Here is a 15738-nt window from a genome sequence, read left to right as displayed (position 1 = left end):
GATCCCGTTCACCCGAATGGGAAATGACCAGGTCAGGCGATACGTTCCAGCACCACCGGCGACGCCGTGAACGGCGTGCCCGGGGCCCCGATGTCGTACGAGCCCTCCACGGCCCGCAGGGCGTACTCGAAGCGCTCCGGGGTGTCCGTGTGGAGGGTGAGGAGGGGCTGTCCCTCGGTCACCGTGTCCCCGGGCTTGGCGTGCATCTCGACGCCGGCGCCGGCCTGGACCGGGTCCTCCTTGCGGGCGCGTCCGGCACCGAGACGCCAGGCCGCTATGCCGATGTCGTAGGCGTCGAGACGGGTCAGGACGCCGGAGGCGGGCGCCTTCACCACGTGCTGTTCGCGAGACGTCGGGAGCGGAGCATTCGGGTCACCGCCCTGAGCCGCGATCATGTGGCGCCAGGCGTCCATCGCCGAGCCGTCGGCCAGCGCCTTCGCCGGGTCGGCGTCCGTCACTCCGGCGGCGTCCAGCATCTCGCGGGCCAGGGCGATGGTGAGTTCCACGACGTCCGCCGGGCCGCCGCCCGCCAGGACCTCGACCGACTCACGCACCTCCAGCGCGTTGCCCGCCGTCAGGCCGAGGGGGGTGGACATGTCCGTCAGGAGGGCGACCGTCTTCACACCGTGGTCCGTGCCCAGGCCGACCATCGTGGAGGCCAGTTCGCGGGCGTCCTCGATGGTCTTCATGAAGGCTCCGGTGCCCACCTTCACGTCCAGCACCAGGGAGCCCGTGCCCTCCGCGATCTTCTTCGACATGATGGAGGAGGCGATCAGGGGTATCGCCTCCACCGTTCCCGTCACGTCCCGCAGCGCGTAGAGCTTCTTGTCCGCCGGGGCCAGGCCGTCGCCGGCCGCGCAGATGACCGCGCCGACCTCGTCCAGGACGCTCAGCATCTCCTCGTTGGAGAGCAGGGCGCGCCAGCCCGGGATGGACTCCAGCTTGTCGAGGGTGCCGCCGGTGTGGCCGAGGCCGCGGCCCGAGAGCTGGGGGACGGCGGCGCCGCAGGCCGCCACCAGGGGGGCGAGGGGCAGGGTGATCTTGTCGCCGACACCGCCCGTGGAGTGCTTGTCGGCGGTGGGGCGGGACAGGGACGAGAAGTCCATGCGCTCGCCGGAGGCGATCATCGCGGCCGTCCAGCGGGCGATCTCGCGGCGGTCCATGCCGTTGAGGAGGATCGCCATGTTGAGGGCGGCCATCTGGTAGTCGGCGACCTCGCCGCGGGTGTACGCGTCGATGACCCAGTCGATCTGTTCGTCGCTGAGTTCGCCGCGGTCCCGCTTGGTGCGGATGACGGAGATGGCATCCATGGACAGAGACGTCATGGCGTTCCCTTCGAGGGTTTTCGAAAGCGATCCGGTGATGAGCTGCGGATCGGGAAAGTGCGCGGCCCCTCCGACCGTTCGTCAGGAGGGGCCGCACGGGAGTCACTTGGTGAGATGGTCCGGGCCGAAGGCCTGGGGCAGCATCTCCGAGAGGGGCAGGATTCCCGCCGGGGTCTCCAGCAGCAGATCCGGGCCGCCGAACTCGTACAGCAGTTGCCGGCAGCGGCCGCACGGGACGAGGATCTCGCCCTTGCCGTCCACGCAGGTGAAGTGGGTGAGACGGCCGCCGCCGCTGTTCTGCAGCTCCGAGACCAGGCCGCACTCCGCGCACAGGCCGAGGCCGTACGAGGCGTTCTCCACGTTGCAGCCGGAGACGATCCGCCCGTCGTCGACGAGGGCGGCCACGCCGACCGGGTAACCGGAGTACGGGGCGTACGCCCGGGACATGGCGTCCCGGGCCACCGTACGGAGCCCGGCCCAGTCGACGGCGGTCACTTGCCCTGTCCCTTCCGGTACGGCATGCCGTCCGCCTTCGGCATCCGCAGCCGCTGGGCGGAGAGCGCGAGGACGATCAGGGTGATGACGTACGGCGTGGCGGCGACGACCTGGTTGGGTACCTCGTTGGTGGTCGCGTACCAGGTGTAGACCAGGGCGCCGATCACGAAGGTGATCGCGGCCGGGACGTACTTCTTGCGGACCGCCTGCCAGATGGCGCCGATGATCAGCAGCAGGGCGCCGAGGAGCAGCAGGGCGTGGACGTTCTCGGAGCCGCCGCGCAGGTTGAGGCTGTCGGTGTAGCCGAAGAGGCCGGCGCCGAGGGCGAGGCCGCCCGGCATCCAGTTGCCGAAGATCATCGCGGCGAGACCGATGTAACCGCGTCCGCTGGTCTGGCCCTCCAGGTAGAAGGGGTTGGCGACGATGGAGAGGAAGGCGCCGCCGAGGCCGGCCAGACCGCCGGAGATGATCACGGCGAGGTACTTGTACTTGTAGACGTTGACGCCGAGGGACTCGGCGGCGATCGGGTTCTCGCCGCAGGAGCGCAGGCGCAGACCGAAGGCGGTGCGCCACAGGATCCACCAGGTGGCGGGGATCAGCGCGACGGCGACGAGGGTCAGCCAGGAGACGTTGGTGACCAGACCGCCGAGCAGGCCGGCGAGGTCGGAGACGAAGAACCAGCCCTTCTCGTTGAGGGTCTGGAGCGCGTCCGACAGTCCGGGCACCGTGAAGTCGCCGAGGGAGTCGACCGGCGGGGACTGCTTGGCCGAGCCGCCCTGGTGGCCCTCGAAGGCGAGGGGCGCGAGGTAGCGGGTGGCGCCGAGGGCGAGGATGTTGATGGCCACACCGGAGACGATGTGGTTGACGTTGAAGGTGACGGTGACGAAGGCGTGCAGCAGACCGCCGAGCGCACCGCCGGCGATGCCGACCAGGACACCGGTCCACGGGCCGTACTGGAAGCCGGCCCAGGCACCGAACCAGGTGCCGAGGATCATCATGCCTTCGAGGCCGATGTTGACCACGCCCGCGCGCTCGGCCCACAGACCGCCGAGACCGGCGAGGCCGATCGGGACGGCCAGCTCCAGCGCGGTGGACATCTGGCTGACGTTGGTGATGCCGTCGGCACCGGTGATGATGCGGACGATCGAGGTGAGTGCCAGGACGCCGGCGACGACCAGCAGCAGCACGGGCAGCGACAGCTTGCGGCCGGTCGGGGCGGCCGGCTGCAGCGAGGGCTGGTTGACGTCGGTCGCGGTGGTGCTCGTGGTCATCGGCCCGACACCTCCTTCTTGACGTTGTTGTTGTCGGAGGCGTCCGCGCCCAGGACGTTGCCCGCGGCGAGCTCGGCGCCGACCCGGCGCTGCTGGCGGCGCAGGCCCCACTCGCGCACGGTCTCGTAACTGACGACGACCGAGAGCACGATCAGGCCCTGCATGATGACCGCGATCTCCTTGTCGTAGTCGTGGAAGTCCAGCTCGGGCGAGGCCTTGTCGAGCCAGGCCCACAGCAGGGCCGCGAAGGCGATGCCGACCGGGCTGTTGCGGCCGAGCAGGGCGATGCCGATGCCGAGGAAGCCGATGCCGGTGGGGAAGTTGAGGCTGTAGGTGTGGGTGTCGCCGAGCAGGATGGGCAGACCCGCGAGGCCGGCGATGCCGCCGGAGATCAGCATGGCGGTGAGCACCATGCGCCCCGGGTCGACGCCGCTGGCCGCGGCGGCCGTCTCCGAGGCACCGGAGGCGCGCAGGTCGAAGCCGAAGCGGGTGCGGCTGAGGACGATCCAGTAGCCGATGCCGAGCAGTACGGCGAGGACGACCATGCCGTAGATCTCGCCGGCCGCGCCGATGTCGATGCCGGGCACCCAGCCGGACTCGGCCATCTCGCCGGTGGTGTTGTTGTTGCCGACCTTGACGCCGAAGACGTTCGGCAGCCAGAGGTAGCCGATGACGGAGGTGGCGATCGCGTTCAGCATGATCGTCGCGACGACCTCGCTGACGCCCCGGGTGACCTTGAGGACACCGGCGATGCCGGCCCAGAAGGCACCGGTGAGGATCGCGGTGAGCATCAGCAGCGGGATCTGGAGGAACGCCGGCAGGTCGACGTGGGCGCCGACGATCGCCGCCGCCATGGCGCCGAGCAGGTACTGGCCGTCGACACCGATGTTGAACAGGTTCATCCGGAAGCCGATGGCCACCGCGAGGGCCGCGACGTAGTACAGCGAGGCCTGGTTGATGATCCGGACCTGGATGTCGGAGAACGAGGCCTGCTCGAACATGATCGCGAACGGCTCGACCGGGTTCTTGCCGGAGGCCAGCAGCACGATCGCGGTCAGCGCGAAGGCCACGGCGAGCGCGAGGACCGGACCGGCCACCGCGAGGAGCACGCGCTCCTTGTCGAACTTCTTCATCAGCGGGCCTCGTCTTCCGGAGACTCGGGAGCCTTGCTCGGGGTCTCGGGGGTCTCTTCGTGTTCGAGGTGGCCGGTGGCGGCGCCGGTCATGGCCGAGCCCAGCTCCTCGGGGGTGATGGTGGCCGGGTCGGCGTCGGCGACCAGCTTGCCGTTGTAGATCACCCGGAGGGTGTCGGACAGGCCGATCAGCTCGTCCAGGTCGGCGGAGATCAGCAGCACCGCCAAGCCCTCGCGGCGGGCCTCGCGGATCTGGTCCCAGATCTGGGCCTGCGCGCCGACGTCCACACCGCGGGTGGGGTGGGCGGCGATCAGGAAGCGCGGCTTGTGGCTCATCTCGCGGCCGACGATCAGCTTCTGCTGGTTGCCGCCGGAGAGGGAGGCGGCGGTGACGTCGATGCCGGGGGTGCGGACGTCGTACTCGGCGACGATCCGGCGCGTGTCCTCCTGCGCGGCCTTCGGGTCGAGCCAGACGCCCTTGGCGTTGGGCCGCTCGGTCACATGGCCGAGGATACGGTTCTCCCAGAGGGGGGCCTCCAGGAGCAGACCGTGCCGGTGGCGGTCCTCGGGGATGTAGCCGACGCCCTGCTCGCGGCGCTTGCGCGTGGCCCAGGTGGTGATCTCCTCCTCGGCGAGCGAGATCGTGCCGGAGTCGGCGGACTTCAGGCCGATCAGCGCGTCGACCAGCTCGGTCTGGCCGTTGCCCTCGACGCCCGCCAGGCCCAGGACCTCGCCCGCGTGGATGGTGAAGGTGATGTCGTCGAGCAGCGCCTTGCCGCCGACGGCCTCCAGGCGCAGGTCCTTGACGGTGAGGACGGGGCGGTCGGTGACCGTGGACTCCGCCGTCTCGGGGGTGGGCAGCTCGCTGCCGACCATCAGCTCGGCGAGCTGGCGCGGGGTGGTCTCGGCGGGGACGGCCGTACCGACGGTCGTGCCGCGCCGGATGACGGTGATCTCGTCGGCGACCGACAGCACCTCGCCCAGCTTGTGCGAGATGAAGATGACCGCCAGGCCCTGCGTCTTGAGCTCGCGCAGGTTGGCGAAGAGCGCCTCGACCTCCTGCGGCACGAGCACGGCGGTCGGCTCGTCCAGGATCAGGGTGCGGGCGCCGCGGAAGAGGACCTTGAGGATCTCCACGCGCTGGCGCTCGGCGACGCCCAGCTCCTCGACCAGGACGTCGGGGCGGACCCCGAAGCCGTACCGGTCGGAGATCTCCTTGATCTTGCGGCGGGCCTTGGCGCCGATGCCGTACAGCTTCTCGCTGCCGAGGACCACGTTCTCCAGGACCGTGAGGTTGTCGGCGAGCATGAAGTGCTGGTGCACCATGCCGATGCCGCGCACGATGGCGTCGGCCGGGGACGAGAACGAGACCTGCTCGCCGTCGACCGCGATGGTTCCCTCGTCCGGCTTCTGCATGCCGTAGAGGATCTTCATCAGGGTCGACTTGCCGGCGCCGTTCTCCCCGACGAGGGCGTGGACCGTGCCCTTGCGGACGGTGAGGTGGATGTCGTGGTTGGCCACCACACCGGGGAATCGCTTGGTGATCCCGGCGAGTTCGACGGCGGTCACCTGACCGTTGACCGCCACGTCGGCCGGAGGGCTGCTGGACGCGTTGATGGCGCACTCTCCTGGGAAAGGGGGTCGTCTACGCGCGTAGCGCCCCTACGGCATCGAAAGCGGGCGGCGACGTGCCGTGACAACGGGGTACAGGGAGCGATACTCCCCGTACCCCGTTGAGCGGACGTAACCCCGCGGTTACTGGCGGCCTCGGGTTTGTCTGAACTCCCCCGGGGCCACCCGGCTGCTCGTGGTGTAGCTGGGTCAGCAGGTCTCGACCTGGATCAGCTGGTCTTGACCTTGATCTCGCCGCTGATGATCTTCTCCTTGGCCGTGGTGATGGCCTGCTGGAGCTCGGTGTCGCTCTTGAACTTCGGGTTGGAGTCCGCGAGGCCGACCTCGCCGGTCTTCAGATCGCCCCTGACGATACCGGTCCCGGGTCGGCCCTCCTCGACCGACTTCGCCAGGTTGTACACCGCCTTGGCGACGTCCTTCGTCGCCGAGGTCAGGATGGAGTCCTTGTACGTCGCGAGGGCTTCCTGGCGGTACTGGTCGGAGTCGACGCCGATCGCCCAGATCTTGTTCGCGGCGGCGGCCTCGATCACGCCCTGGCCGGACAGACCGGCCGCCGCGTAGACGACGTCGGCCTTCTTCTCGATCTGGCCCTCGGCGGCCGTCTTGCCCTTGTCGGGGCTGGAGAAGCCACCCTCCTCGGCGGTCTGGGTGAGGTACTGGGTGAGGACCTTGGCCTTCGGGTTGGTGTCCTTGACGCCCTGCTCGAAGCCCGCCTGGAACTTGTGGATCAGCGGGATGTCGACGCCGCCGACGAAACCGACGGTGTTCGTCCTGGTGGACCTGGCCGCGGCCACACCGGCGAGGTACGAGGCCTGCTCCTCGGAGAAGACCAGGTCCGCGACGTTGTCCAGCTGGACCGTGGAGTCGTCCACGATGCCGAAGGTGGTGTCCGGGTACTGCTCGGCGGCGGCCTTCACGGCCGTCGCGTACGCGTAGCCCACACCCACGACCGGGTTGTAGCCCTGCTTCGCCAGGGAGACCAGACGCTGCTCCTTGTCGGCGTCCGTCTCACCCTCGGTGGGCTCGATGTCCTGCGTCTTGTACCCGAACTCCTTCTCCGCCTTCTCCAGGCCCGCGTAGGCCGCGTCGTTGAAGGACTGGTCGCCCTTGCCGCCGACGTCGTACGCGATCGCGAGGCCCATGTCGCCCTTGGAGTCGGCGGAGGACGAGGCCTCCGTCGAGGTACCGCCGCAGGCGGAGAGGACGAGAGCGAGGGAGGCGGTCGCTGCGCCTGCGACCGCTGTGCGGGAAACCCGGCGCATGTGTGGTGCTCCTGTCGTACTAGCGCCGGAGGGTACTGCTCAGTAGGTGCTGCACAGCGTCGGCGCCGTATGTGGCTTTCGCCGCAGAGTAACGCGCGTAGACCCTCCGGGTGAAGCCTGCGGGACCACGTTGTTATGGGGCCGTGTTGCAAGGTTTGCCCGGGGGTTGCGCGGGGGTGCCGGGGTGGGGTGTCACGTTCGGGTTCGTCGTGGCTGGTCGCGCCCACGCGGCGGAGCCGCACAGCGACACGGCCCCGCGCCCGAAAGCGGCGGCGCGACCCCTGGACCGGCCTCCGACAGCGAAGCGGGCGGGTGCACAGGTGCACCCGCCCGCTTCAGCACATCGCAGATCCGGAACTCCGGAACTACTCGGTCTTCACCTTGATCGTGCCGTCGATGATCTCTTTCTTGGCCTTGGCGACCGCGTCGGTCAGACCGGCGATCTCGGCCATCTTCGGGTTGGAGTCGGCGAGGCCGACGCCGTCCACCTTCAGGTCGAAGGTCTGGACCCCGGTGAGGGGCTTGCCGTCCTCGACGGACTTGGCGAGGGCGTAGACCGCGCCACCGACGTCCTTCAGGGCGGAGGTGAGGATGTACTCCTTGTAGGGGGCCAGGGCCTCCTGGTTGTACTGGTCGGAGTCGACGCCGATCGCCCAGACCTTGGCCTTGGCGGCGGCCTCGATGACACCCTGGCCGGAGAGGCCGGCGGCCGCGTAGAGCACGTCGGCCTTCTTCTCGATCTGGCCCTCGGCGGCGGCCTTGCCCTTGTCGGGGCTGGAGAAGCCACCCTCCTCGGCCGTCTGGGTCAGGTACTGCGAGACGACCTTGACCTTGCCGCCGCTGGTGTCCTCGACGCCCTGCTTGTAGCCGGCCTCGAACTTGTGGATGAGCGGGATGTCCACACCGCCCACGAAGCCCACGGTGTTCGTCTTGGTGGCCTTGGCGGCCGCGACACCGGCGAGGTACGAGGCCTCCTGCTCGGCGAAGACGAGGGACGCGACGTTGTCGCCCTCGACGACCGAGTCGACGATGCCGAAGTTGGTCTTCGGGTACTGCTTGGCCGCGGCTTCCATCGCCGGGCCGTAGGCGAAGCCGACGCCGATGACGGGGTTGTAGCCCTGCTTGGCCAGAGAGGCCAGGCGCTGCTCCTTGTCCGCGTCCGTCTCGCCCTCGGTGGGCTCGATGTCGCGGGTGTCGTACCCGAACTCCTTCTGAGCCTTCTCCAGGCCCGCGAACGCGGCGTCGTTGAAGGACTGGTCGCCCTTGCCGCCGATGTCGTACGCGATCGCGAGGCCCTTTTCGCCCTGGGTGCTCTCGCTGTCGTTGCCGCTCTCGCTGCTGGTACCACCACAGGCCGTGGCGGCGAGCGCCAGCGACGCGACCCCCACCGCGACGCGGGTCAGTTTGGAAATCCGACGCATCTTGAAGTTCCCCATCTTCTCCAAAGCCCCGCAGTGTGGGTGCTCAGTTCGGCGCACATTAACGCGCGTAGACCCTTCTGGGAACGGGGTCCTGCCGGACGTTATCCATTCGTGCCGCCGGTTACGTCCTCGTCACCTTCTCGGTCGCCAACACCCTAGATGCACAGTCCGGCGTTCACACCTCGTCGCGCCCCCGACTGCCTGCGGCTGGGCCGACAGAGGGACGAGCCGTGAGGCACACCCTGCCGCGCGTGCGCGATCCCGAGAGCGGGGCCGGTCGCGACGTGGCCGTCCCCGCTCGCGGATGCGAGGGGACGGCTACCTGGCGGCGCTGTCCAGGACGCGCATGCGGGCGTCGAGGAGGGCGGCGGCGGTGAAGAGTTCCACGCCCACGGTGATGGCGTGCTCGTCGGCGTCGAAGTCACCCTGGTGGAGGTCGCGGACGGTGAGGTCGCCCGGGCGGCGGACACCCAGACGGGCCATGGCGCCGGGGACGTGCTCCAGGTACCAGGAGAAGTCCTCGCCGCCGAGGCTCTGCTCGGTGTCCTCGACGGACGCCACGCCGCGGCGGGCGACCATCGAGTCGTGGAGCAGCTCGGTGACGACGGGGTCGTTGACGACCGGCGGGACGCCCCGGATGTAGTTGATCTCCGGCTTGGCACGGTGCATGGTCGCGACCTCGTGGACCGCCTCGTGGATCAGGTCGGGGGCCTGCCGCCAGGCGTTGATGTCCAGGCAGCGGACCGTGCCGGAGAGCTCGGCGTGCTGCGGGATGACGTTGGGGGCGTGGCCCGACTCGATGCGGCCCCAGGTCACGACGAGTCCGGCGCGGGCGTCGAAGCGGCGGGCGACCAGCGCGGGCACGTCGGTGACGACCCGGGCGGCGGCGGTGACGAGGTCGGTGGTGAGGTGGGGGCGCGCGGTGTGGCCGCCCGGCCCGTCCAGGGAGAGTTCCAGCCGGTCGCAGGCCGAGGTGATGGGGCCGTGACGGAGTCCGATGAAGCCCGCGTCGACCCTCGGATCGCAGTGCACGGCGATGATCCGGCCGACACCGTCGAGCGACCCGCTCCTGATCACGTCGGCGGCGCCGCCGGGCAGCACCTCCTCGGCGGGCTGGAAGATCAGCCGGACGGGGCGGAGCAGCTCGCCCTTGCGGTGCAGGTCGGCGAGGACGAGGCCGGCGCCCAGGACGACGGTGGTGTGCACGTCGTGGCCGCAGGCGTGGGCGCGGTCCGGGACGGTGGAGCGGTAGTCGCAGTCCACCTTGGTGTCCGGGATGGGGAGGGCGTCGATGTCGGCGCGCAGGGCGAGCGCGGAGCTGTCGGCGCCGTTCCAGTCACCGATGTCACAGATGAGTCCGGTTCCGCTGTCGAGCACGCGCGGGCTCAGGCCTGCCTTCTCCAGGCGGGCCTTGATCGCGGCGGTCGTGCGGAACTCCTGGTTGCCGAGCTCCGGGTGCATGTGCAAGTCGCGGCGGAACGCGACGAGTTCGGCACGCAGGGCTTCCGGCAAGGTGCCGGGGAGCGACGCTTCGGCTTCCCCTGGCAGATCGGCCTCGGACTCTCGGGACATCAGTTGGTTCACCCTCTGAAGGGTAGGGCGATCTGGCGACCTTCTCACCCTCGATCAACAAAAAATCAGCCCGTCAGGGGAAGTTTTCCGGTCGCACAGCGCATACGTATCGACAGGGATGGGTATACCCGTCCGCCTCTTCGCGGGCAGGTGGACCTCGGAGACGGGAGCGCCGGGGTTGCCCGCGAATCCCATCGACTAAACGTCCGGGGGTGCCCGGACGATTCCCACACTCCACGGATACCACGTTCGCGTCGTCTCACCGTCCCGGAGCCATCACCGCCGCGTGAGTGTCCGGCTACGCCGTGTGTGCGAGGGGCTGATCGGGGAGAGGTCGTGGCGGGGAGGCAAGGGGGCGGTGGCCTGCGGTCGCGGGGGTGAACCGGGGCATCGGGGCAGCGGGGTGCGATCGAGTGGCGCGGGGCGCCGATGGTGACAGGGATCACGGAGGCGGTGGGGGGGCGCGAGCCGACCGGAGCGCGACCGGCGCGCAAGAGGGCGCCGACCGGCTCGTCTCCTCAGGGGGCGGCGGCCGCGGAGGGCGTCCGGCCGTGCAGGATCAGCACGGCGGTGGTCGTGGCGGCCAGGGCCGTGAGGGCCACCAGGGCCGGGACGAGGGCGACCAGCGGGCCCGCCGCCACGCAGACCGCACCGCCGGTGATCAGCACCGGGGCGCGGCGGCCCGTGGTGCGGAGCACGATCGCGGCGGCACCCAGCAGGAAGACGCCCGCGCCGCCGGCCAGGGCCCAGGCGGGCATGCCGTGGAGGGGCTCGGCCAGGCCGTAGTGGTCCGTGTCGGCGACCTGCTGGAGGGTCTTCTTCATGCCGAGGGCGGTGGTGACGACGCCGGCCACCAGGGGCAGGTGGAGGAAGGTGTACGTGTCGCGGGCCAGGACCGTGCGGTCGTCGCCGGTCAGCTCGGCCAGGCGGTGTTCGGCCGGCTCGCTGACGCCGTGGAAGTACAGCCGCCAGAGGGCGGCGGTGGTCAGGAGGCCGAGGGCGGCGGCGGCCACGACCGGGGCGGACACCGGGTAGCCGGTCACGCCGACGCCCATCGCGACGATGGACTCGCCCAGCGCGATGATGACGATCAGGCCGTGGCGTTCGGAGAAGTGCGCGGGGGACGCCACTCGCCAGCCCGATTTGCCGGTGACGAAGATGCCCGCGTAGTCGATGGTCACCGCCGCCAGCCAGATCAGGATCTGGGTCACGCCCTCGAAGGCCGCGCCCACGAGCAGCAGGGCGAAGGGCGGGAGCACCGAGAGCAGGGCCGTGCGGCGGATGGTGGCGTGCAGGGCCTCGTCGTCGGGGGCGGAGAGCCAGTACGTCACCAGGTGCAGGACGCGGACCGCGCCGTAGCACGCCACGAACAGCAGGGGGGCGTGGAGGCCGCCCGGGGCGTCGTCGTACACGTCGGGGACCGTGATCGAGACGATCAGCAGGACCGCCATCACCGAGACGAGCACCGCGAACATGCCGCCCGAGTCGGCGCGGACGACGTTGCCGAGCCAGGCGAAGCAGCACCAGCACCACCACAGGAGGGCGAGGACGACCATGCCGCCCAGCAGGCGCAGGGCGGTGGGGTCGGCGGCCATGAGGGCGGTGACCTGGGTGATGGCGTAGACGAAGACGAGGTCGAAGAAGAGTTCGGCGGGGGTGACCCTGTGTCCGTCCGCCGTGGGGGTCAGCCGGGCGCGTTCTCCGTGCGTCGTCACAACTCCCCCTTCGGGGAGGGCACTTCACCCTCCCCAGCCACGCGGCACGATAGGCGCGGGCCGACCGGGGAAGCGACAGCTCCGGATGCTCCCACAGCGAACACCCGGTTCGGTGGATCAGCGGTTCAGCGGTCAGTTGATCAGCGGTTCAGATCGGCGCGACCGACGACAGCCGGTGGACGTCCCGTGCCGTGCCCGTGACCCCGGACAGGAAGCCCTGGGCGCGGGGGGAGGCGTTCTCGGTCAGCCAGCTCGGGTCGATGTCGCAGACCGCCACGCGTACGTCCGTTCCGGCGAGCGCGAGCGGCAGGGTGTGGACCACCGTCGACGGGAAGCTCAGGATCGTACGGCCGATGGGGCCCCGGCGGGCGATGAGTTCGAGGGGGAGGTCGGGGCGGACGATCTCCAGGCCCGTCTCCGCGGCGAGGGTGTGGAGTTTCTCGGCGCTCTCGCGGCGGTGGGCGAAGTAGCGGGTGGCGCCGTGGGCCTTCGCCAGGGAGCGGACGGCTTCGAGGTAGCGGTCGCCGTCCACCACACCGGTCTCCACGAGGGAGGTGCCCACGAGGTCGGCGCCCTTGGTGATGCGGGGCGGGCCGAAGCGGGCCCGGGTCCAGGCGAAGTCGTTGGCGGTGACGAAAACGCCGTCGGGGGTCTCGTCGATCGGCATGGAGGAGAAGACCTCGACGCGTCGGCCGGCGGCCGGGGTCAGTCGCTTGCGGGCCTTGGAGGAGACCGGGGCGAAGATCAGGTCGCGGGGGCCGGGGCGGCCGCCCTTGCGGTGCCAGCGGACGAGACGTTCGCCTCGGGCCAGCTGGGAGACGAACTCCATGGTCGCGGTGCCGTCGTCGACGACGACCACGTCCACTGCCCGGGTGATGGTCAGCAGGAGCTGGACGTAGCGGGAGAAGGGGTCGCCCAGGACGATGCGGCGCGCGGCGCGCAGCAGCGGGGCGAGGCCGCCGATGGTGCGGAAGGGGGCGGCGGTGCCGCCGCGCGCCTCCTCCCAGCGCACCTCGTGGCCCTCGTCCCGGGCCAGCTCCGCCATCCGGCGCAACTGGCCTCGGGTCATGGGGTCGTTGGGCGAGAGGACCACGACGGTGAGCCCCGCGCCGCCTGAACCGAAGGGCCCCGCGTCGGGGTCCTCGGGCGTGCCGAGGGAGTGGGTGTGCGCCCACTCCAGCACGTTCAACAGCTGTACCGGGCTCTCGACGAAGGCGAGAGTGTGGCGGCCGGCGGTTCCGGCGCGGGGGCTCATCGACGTATGACCGTCCCGTAGTGAGGGAGACCCGTGGTCAGGGAGGGAGGGAGGAGGTTCAGACCGAGACCGGCTCGCCCGCCGCCGCCGCGATCTCCGCCTCGGCGACGACGCCGGAGACACGGCGCAGCTTCTTCATGGGGCCGAGCTCGGAGTCGTAGACCTTCTTGACGCCGTCGCCGAGGGATGCCTCGATGGTGCGGATGTCGCGGACCAGGCGCGTGAGGCCCTGGGGCTCGACGGAGGCGGCCTGGTCGGAGCCCCACATGGCGCGGTCGAGGGTGATGTGGCGCTCGACGAAGGTGGCGCCGAGGGCGACGGCGGCGAGCGTGGTCTGCAGGCCCGTCTCGTGGCCGGAGTAGCCGATCGGCACGTTCGGGTACTCGGCCTGGAGGGTGTTGATGACGCGGAGGTTGAGCTCCTCGGCCTTGGCCGGGTACGTCGACGTGGCGTGGCAGAGCAGGATGTTGTCGCTGCCGAGGACCTCGACCGCGTGGCGGATCTGCTTCGGGGTCGACATGCCGGTGGAGAGGATGACCGTGCGGTTGGTGGCGCGCAGGGAGCGCAGCAGCTCGTCGTCGGTGAGGGAGGCGGAGGCCACCTTGTGGGCGGGGACGTCGAACTTCTCCAGGAAGGCGACGGCCTCGGTGTCCCACGGGGAGGCGAACCAGTCGATGTTCTTGCTCTTGGCGTAGTCGTCGATCTGGCGGTACTCGTCCTCGCCGAACTCCACACGGTGGCGGTAGTCGATGTAGGTCATGCGGCCCCAGGGGGTGTCGCGCTCGATGTCCCACTGGTCGCGGGGGGTGCAGATCTCGGGGGTGCGCTTCTGGAACTTGACGGCGTCGCAGCCGGCCTCGGCGGCGGCGTCGATCAGCTTGAAGGCGTTCTCCAGCTCACCGTTGTGGTTGATGCCGATCTCGCCGACGACGTAGACGGGGTGACCCGGGCCGGCGGTCTTCGAACCGAACGTGCGCAGACGGGAGTTGGTGCTCATGGTGGGACGGTTCCTTACTTGTCGAGGGGGTCGAGAGAGTCGAGAGACGGACCGAGGATCCAGCCGGCGATCTCCCGGATCGCGCCTTCACCACCGGGGACGGTGGTGACCGCGCGTGCGGCGCCGCGTACGACGTCGTGGGCGCTGCCGACCGCCACGGGCCAGCCCACGAGGGCGAAGCACGGGAGGTCGTTGACGTCGTTGCCGACGTAGAGCACGCGCTCCGGCGCGATGCCCTGCTCCTCGCACCACTGCTTCAGTGCGAGGTCCTTCCGGTCGATGCCGTGGAGCACCGGGATCTGCAGCTTCCGGGCTCTGGCGGCGACGACCGGGTTCTTCTCCGAGGACAGGATCAGCATCGTCAGGCCGCTCCTGCGGAGGGCCGCGATGCCGAGTCCGTCGCCGCGGTGCACGGAGACGAACTCCCGTCCGTCGGAGTCGATCAGCACCCTGTCGTCGGTCTGGGTGCCGTCGAAGTCGAGGACTACGGCGTCGATGTCGTCGTAGGTGGGGAGGGCGCCCGGCCGGTTCGCGTCGAAGAGCGGCGCGAGTGCCTGGGCGCGGGCGAGGTCGTGCGGGTCGTCGATCTCCAGGACCCGGGCGGGGTCGGTGCGGACGAGTTCCGTACGGCCGAAGAAGCGGTGCTGGTGCTTGCGCAGGCCGGCCGCGTCCATGGCGTAGGCGGCGCCGGTCTCCAGCAGGTCCTGGGGGCGGTCCTGGCGGCGGGGGCGGAACGACTTGTCGTGGTTGACGCCGTGGCCTCCGGCGGTGGGGCCGGGGGTGGCGTGGCTGTCGCCCGCCAGGGCGACGGCCGGGGCTCCGCCGGCCGCGGTGGCGTCGGTGGCGGTGGCTTCACCCGGTCCGCCGGTGCCGCCCGGCCCGGACGCGCGGTCGTCCGCCGGAGCGGCGCCGAGCCAGGCGTCCGCCCGTGCCGCGTCGGCCCCGCTCAGCACACCGCCGGCGGCGTACGCGGGCGCGCCCTGCGCCGCCGACGCGCGGTCGGCCCTCGGCGCGTCGGCGCGGGTCACCGCGCTCCCAGCGCCGAACTCGCCCGCCGGGGTGCCGGTGGACCTGGCCACACCGGTGCCGACCGCCGCCACGGCTCCACCGGGCGCAGCACCGACGCGGCTCGCGTCGCCATCGCCATCGCCGTCGCCGTCGCCGGTGAACTCGTCCGCCGTGTCCCGCCAGATGAAGCCGTGGAACGGGGCCACGGTCAGGGCGGTGTCGGCGCCGTGTTCCACGATCGCGCGGGCGACGCCGTCGATGTCCTCGCGGAGGATGAACGGGCTGGTGCACTGGACGAGCATCACGACGTCGACAGCGGCACCGTGGAGCGCCTCGTGGGCGTCCATCGCGTGGAGGACGGCGGCCTCGGAGGTCGCGGTGTCGCCCGCGATGGCGGCGGGGCGCAGGACGACCTCGGCCCCGGCCTCCCGGCCCGCGGCGGCGATGGCGTGGTCGTCGGTGGAGACGACGACGTTGGTCACCAGCCGGGCGGCGAGGCACTCGCGCACCGCGCGGGCCACCAGCGGAACGCCGCCGACGGGGGCCAGGTTCTTCGCGGGGACGCCCTTGGAGCCGCCGCGCGCGGGGATCACGGCGAGGACGCGGCGTTCGGAAGTCGTTCGGCCCGCTTCCGGGTGGGACATGGAGGGAAC

Annotated in this window: 12 protein-coding genes; all 12 read right to left on the bottom strand. The window is 70.7% G+C overall.

Annotation, left to right across the window (positions count from 1 at the left end; all coding sequences use genetic code 11):
- Positions 1 to 32 precede the first annotated feature (32 nt).
- The 12 genes from OG202_RS30950 to OG202_RS30895 all read right to left on the bottom strand — a co-directional run bounded on the left by OG202_RS30950 (position 33) and on the right by OG202_RS30895 (position 15729).
- On the bottom strand, positions 33 to 1316 hold the full coding sequence (locus OG202_RS30950) for a thymidine phosphorylase (RefSeq protein ID WP_326585648.1): 1284 nt from the start codon (positions 1314 to 1316) through the stop codon (positions 33 to 35).
- Between the two features lie 111 nt (positions 1317 to 1427).
- Entirely contained in the window at positions 1428 to 1820 is a 393-nt protein-coding gene (locus OG202_RS30945) for a cytidine deaminase (RefSeq protein ID WP_326578272.1), read from the bottom strand.
- Positions 1817 to 3091 carry an ABC transporter permease gene (locus OG202_RS30940; RefSeq protein ID WP_327728065.1) on the bottom strand — a complete coding sequence of 425 codons (1275 nt, stop codon included), beginning with the start codon at positions 3089 to 3091 and terminating at the stop codon, positions 1817 to 1819. Before OG202_RS30940 ends, OG202_RS30945 begins: the two co-directional genes overlap by 4 nt.
- Entirely contained in the window at positions 3088 to 4224 is a 1137-nt protein-coding gene (locus tag OG202_RS30935; RefSeq protein ID WP_326578276.1) for an ABC transporter permease, read from the bottom strand. Before OG202_RS30935 ends, OG202_RS30940 begins: the two co-directional genes overlap by 4 nt.
- Entirely contained in the window at positions 4224 to 5792 is a 1569-nt protein-coding gene (locus OG202_RS30930) for an ABC transporter ATP-binding protein (RefSeq protein ID WP_326585649.1), read from the bottom strand. The genes OG202_RS30935 and OG202_RS30930 overlap by 1 nt, the downstream gene beginning before the upstream one ends.
- Before the next feature lie 272 nt (positions 5793 to 6064).
- Positions 6065 to 7117, bottom strand: coding sequence for a BMP family lipoprotein (locus OG202_RS30925; protein ID WP_326578278.1), 1053 nt, complete (start codon positions 7115 to 7117; stop codon positions 6065 to 6067).
- Between the two features lie 365 nt (positions 7118 to 7482).
- The gene (locus tag OG202_RS30920) at positions 7483 to 8538 is read right to left on the bottom strand and encodes a BMP family lipoprotein (RefSeq protein WP_326578280.1); all 1056 of its coding nucleotides are present in this window, start codon (positions 8536 to 8538) and stop codon (positions 7483 to 7485) included.
- A gap of 318 nt (positions 8539 to 8856) precedes the next feature.
- The gene (locus OG202_RS30915) at positions 8857 to 10110 is read right to left on the bottom strand and encodes an amidohydrolase (RefSeq protein WP_326585650.1); all 1254 of its coding nucleotides are present in this window, start codon (positions 10108 to 10110) and stop codon (positions 8857 to 8859) included.
- 518 nt (positions 10111 to 10628) lie between these two features.
- The gene (locus OG202_RS30910; RefSeq protein ID WP_328223927.1) at positions 10629 to 11825 is read right to left on the bottom strand and encodes a low temperature requirement protein A; all 1197 of its coding nucleotides are present in this window, start codon (positions 11823 to 11825) and stop codon (positions 10629 to 10631) included.
- A 148-nt stretch (positions 11826 to 11973) separates the two neighbouring features.
- The gene (locus tag OG202_RS30905; protein WP_327728067.1) at positions 11974 to 13080 is read right to left on the bottom strand and encodes a hypothetical protein; all 1107 of its coding nucleotides are present in this window, start codon (positions 13078 to 13080) and stop codon (positions 11974 to 11976) included.
- A 58-nt stretch (positions 13081 to 13138) separates the two neighbouring features.
- Positions 13139 to 14077, bottom strand: coding sequence for an N-acetylneuraminate synthase family protein (locus tag OG202_RS30900; protein WP_326578286.1), 939 nt, complete (start codon positions 14075 to 14077; stop codon positions 13139 to 13141).
- Positions 14078 to 14091: 14 nt separating this feature from the next.
- Positions 14092 to 15729, bottom strand: a complete 1638-nt coding sequence (locus OG202_RS30895) for an N-acylneuraminate cytidylyltransferase (RefSeq protein WP_328223926.1) — start codon at positions 15727 to 15729, stop codon at positions 14092 to 14094.
- Between the last annotated feature and the right edge of the window lie 9 nt (positions 15730 to 15738).

This window comes from Streptomyces sp. NBC_00310 (assembly GCF_036208085.1).
Taxonomy (GTDB): Bacteria; Actinomycetota; Actinomycetes; order Streptomycetales; family Streptomycetaceae; genus Streptomyces.
Note: the sequence above shows the minus strand (reverse complement) of the source record. Positions and strands in the feature narration are given on the sequence as shown.